The organism is Aeromonas sp. ZOR0002, from assembly GCF_963866995.1.
GTDB classification, from domain to species: domain Bacteria; phylum Pseudomonadota; class Gammaproteobacteria; order Enterobacterales; family Aeromonadaceae; genus Aeromonas; species Aeromonas caviae.
In genome coordinates, this window is the sequence record NZ_CAWMFQ010000177.1 from 1 (window position 1) to 3,559 (window position 3,559).

Sequence of the window (3,559 nt, forward strand, 5' to 3'; positions counted from 1 at the left end):
GTACTGGCCCTGGGTCTGGCCGGTGCCATGGGGGTACTGATCGTCGGGGTGCAGGTCAGCGTCAGCATGGGGCTGCTGCCCGCCCTCTGATCTCCCCGACCCAACAAGCAGAAACGCCGCAAAGAGACACGCCCCGCCAACCCAGTTGGCGGGGCGTTTCATTGGCACGGGCTCACTTGGCCGACCCACACCACTCAGCGCGAAATCCATCCAACAATGAACATTTGAGCGCAACCATGTATAGATATGTACATGACTGCGCCCCTGCCCTACACTGCTTAGCAGACAACCCATGAGCCCGTGCCCGTCTGGCACGCCAACCCGGGAGGCAACATGGCCGCCACCGCATCTCTTCCCCGGCAACAGCCCGCCGTCGATCCCAGCAAGGCCCTGCCCGTGGTGTTTCGCATCCTGGACAAATGGCAGTGCAGCACGGATGAACAGCTCAGGCTGCTTGGCATTACCTCCCGCTCCACCCTGAACAAGTACAAGGAGGCTAGCGGCGGTATTCGGCTGAGCGCCGATCTCCAGGAGCGGATGAGCTATCTGCTCAACATCCACAAGAGCCTGCGGCTGCTGTTCAGCCTGGATGAGAGCATCTATGGCTGGGTGCGCAAACCCAACAGCCACCCCTTCTTCGCCGGGCGCAGCGCCATGGAGGTCATGCAGGGTGGGCGGGTGGCCGATCTCTACGAAGTGGCCACCCGGCTGCACGCCTGGCGCGGGGAGATGGCCTGATGTCCTCCCCGCCCTTGCGCACCTTCCACAATGCCTGCGCCTATCGCATCATTCCGAGCCGCTTTCCCCCCATCTGCCTCTATGAAGACGTCGCTACCGCCGACGAGCTGGAGGCGGTCTGGGCCGTCGAGGCCCTGACCAACGACAGGCTGAGGGAAGAGGCGGGCGAGCTGATGCGGGTGCCCAGGGAAGACTGGCTGGTGGGGCTGCCCGGCGGCAGCTATGTGATGGCCGCCTTCACCCACCTCAATCCCGAGGGTGGCCGTTTCACCACGGGGGACTTTGGCGGCTACTATTGTGCCCCCTCCCTCGACACCGGCATCAAGGAGACGGTCTACCACAGGGAGCGGATTTTCGGGTACACCCGGGAGCCGGCCCAGAAGGTGCAGATGCGGGTGATCCAGGCGCAGTTCAGCGCCAGCCTCATCGACATCACGGGCCCGGCGTTTCTGCCAGGCCCCCTCTATCACGCCACCGATTACGGCCCCGCCCAGGCCTTCGCCCGGGAGCAGAAGGTCGCCGGGGCGGACGGCATCCACTACCGCTCGGTGCGCCACCCCGGTCACGACTGTCACGTGCTCTATCGCCCCCGTCTGGTCAGCCGGGTGGACCACGCCCGTCATCTGGAGTACCACTGGAGCGGCGAGGCCATCACCCATGTGCTGGAGATCCGCCTCTACGGTGAATAGCGTCTACCAGGACAAAAAAAGCCCCGCCAGATTGGCGGGGCTTTTTGTATCAACCGAACAGTGGGGGAGCCTGGCTCCCTGGCCGCTTACTGGTTGTGGCTGGCGCGGCGCGGACGACGGGCCTGGGCCGGTTTGCCGGCACCATCGGCCGGACGCTGGCCGCCCTGGGGCTTGGGCTTGCCGCCGTTGCCAGTGCGATTGCCACCGCCGTTACCACCGGCGCCATTGCCGGAGCGACCGGCCCCCTGACGCTGGCCCTGGCCTTGCGGACGCGGCGCACGGCGCTGCTCGCTCGGATCCCGCGGCTCTTTGCGAAGCGGCGCACCGATGCCACGGGCGATGTTGTCGAGGGTCTCGCGGGAGGCTTCAAAACCGGCCACCTGCTCGCACGGAATGTTCTGCTTGGTCAGCCGCTCGATGGCCTTGATGAGCTTGCCTTCATCGGCCGCAACCAGGGAGATGGCATGACCGGCGGCGCCGGCACGGCCGGTACGGCCGATACGGTGCACGTAATCTTCCGCCACGTTCGGCAGCTCGAAGTTGACCACTTGCGGCAATTTGTCGATGTCCAGGCCACGGGCGGCGATGTCGGTCGCTACCAGCACCTTGACGCTGCCATCCTTGAAACCGGCCAGGGCGCGGGTACGGGCACCCTGGCTCTTGTTGCCGTGGATGGCGGCGGCGCTGACACCGTTCTTGTCGAGGGTCTCGGCAACGCGGTTGGCCATGTGCTTGGTACGGGTGAACACCAGCACCTGCTGCCAGTCGTTGCTGGTGACCAGGTGGCTCAGCAGGGCAATCTTGTTGGCCTTGTCACAGGGGTGTACCAGCTGCTCGATACGCTCGGCGGTGCTGTTGCGCGGGGTCACTTCGATCACCGCCGGGTTGTCCAGGAGGCCAGTGGCCAGCTCACGGATCTCATCGGCGAAGGTGGCGGAGAAGAGCAGGTTCTGGCGCTTCTTCGGCAGCAGGGCCAGGATGCGGCGGATGTCGCGGATAAAGCCCATGTCGAGCATGCGATCCGCTTCGTCCAGCACCAGGATTTCCACTTCGTCGAACTTGACGGCGTTCTGGTTGTAGAGATCCATCAGGCGGCCCGGGCAGGCCACCAGCACGTCCAGACCACGGCGGGTCGCCATCATCTGCGGGTTGATGCTCACGCCGCCAAATACCACGTGGCTGCGGATCGGCAGGTGTTTGCCGTAGTTGCGCACGCTCTCGCCCACCTGGGCGGCCAGCTCGCGGGTCGGGGTCAGCACCAGGGCACGGATGCGATTCGGGGAGACCTTGCGCTTGCTTTCAGTCAGACGCTGCAGCATCGGCAGGGTGAAACCTGCGGTCTTGCCGGTCCCGGTCTGGGCGGCGGCCATCAGATCACGGCCAGCCAGTACCGCCGGGATCGCTTGTTGCTGAATGGGAGACGGGGTGTCGTAGCCTTGCTCGGCAACGGCACGCAACAAGGGTTCGGCCAGACCGAGGGAAGTAAAACTCATAGTTACCTGCTAGGGATAGGGGCGCCAAAGATCGTGGTGGGGCTCCTCTGCTGAGCCGATGCCATCTCACAGGATCCGGGCCTATAGAGAAAACAACGATTTCCCCGGGGAGCAGAGCAAAGGGGAAAGAATAGAGGCGCAGTCTAACGGAGTTGGCGCACTTAGACGAGGAAAATGTGATGCACCTCCCAGCGCGGCTGGAAATAGCGACAAAGGCAGGACAAAATGGCCCGAATCGCCGTATGTATCAAAGCCCCTGCACAGCCTGCCGGGGACGGCGCGATACACGGAACAGGAGGTTTTGATTGAAACGGAAGTTCACCCCCACCGCCCGGCGCATGCTGGGCCTCGTCTTGCCCCTGCTCTTCGCCCAGCCCCTCGCCGCCAGGGAGACCCTGTCGGTGGCCTGGAGCCACTGGCCCCCCTTCAGCCAGATCGATGCCGACGGCACCCTCGGCGGACTGGACGTCACCCTGACCCGCCAGATCCTGGGCAAGGCAGGCGTGGAGCCCGCCTTTCGCAATCTCCCCTGGGCCCGGGCCCTCTACCTCATGGAGCGCCAGCAGCTGGACGTGGCCATGGGCGCCCTCAAGACCCCCGAGCGGGAGCGGTTCGCCCGCTTCTCCGCCCCCTATCGGC

The 3,559-nt window shown here is 64.9% G+C and carries 4 protein-coding genes; 3 read left to right on the plus strand and 1 reads right to left on the minus strand.

All coding sequences use genetic code 11. The annotated features are described in order from the left end of the window. Nucleotides 1-333 precede the first annotated feature (333 nt). Nucleotides 334-738, plus strand: coding sequence for an antitoxin Xre-like helix-turn-helix domain-containing protein (locus AACR77_RS10665; RefSeq protein ID WP_039040750.1), 405 nt, complete (start codon nt 334-336; stop codon nt 736-738). Then, nucleotides 738-1,427 carry an RES family NAD+ phosphorylase gene (locus AACR77_RS10670; RefSeq protein WP_042881340.1) on the plus strand — a complete coding sequence of 230 codons (690 nt, stop codon included), beginning with the start codon at nt 738-740 and terminating at the stop codon, nt 1,425-1,427. Before AACR77_RS10665 ends, AACR77_RS10670 begins: the two co-directional genes overlap by 1 nt. Before the next feature lie 86 nt (nt 1,428-1,513). On the opposite strand, the gene AACR77_RS10675 is transcribed toward AACR77_RS10670, so the two are convergent. Continuing rightward, nucleotides 1,514-2,920, minus strand: a complete 1,407-nt coding sequence (locus AACR77_RS10675) for a DEAD/DEAH box helicase (protein ID WP_042881342.1) — start codon at nt 2,918-2,920, stop codon at nt 1,514-1,516. 338 nt (nt 2,921-3,258) lie between these two features. Between AACR77_RS10675 and AACR77_RS10680 the strand changes: the two genes are divergently transcribed. Then, on the plus strand, nt 3,259-3,559 hold a 301-nt coding region (locus tag AACR77_RS10680; RefSeq protein WP_197055489.1), incomplete at its 3' end, for a substrate-binding periplasmic protein.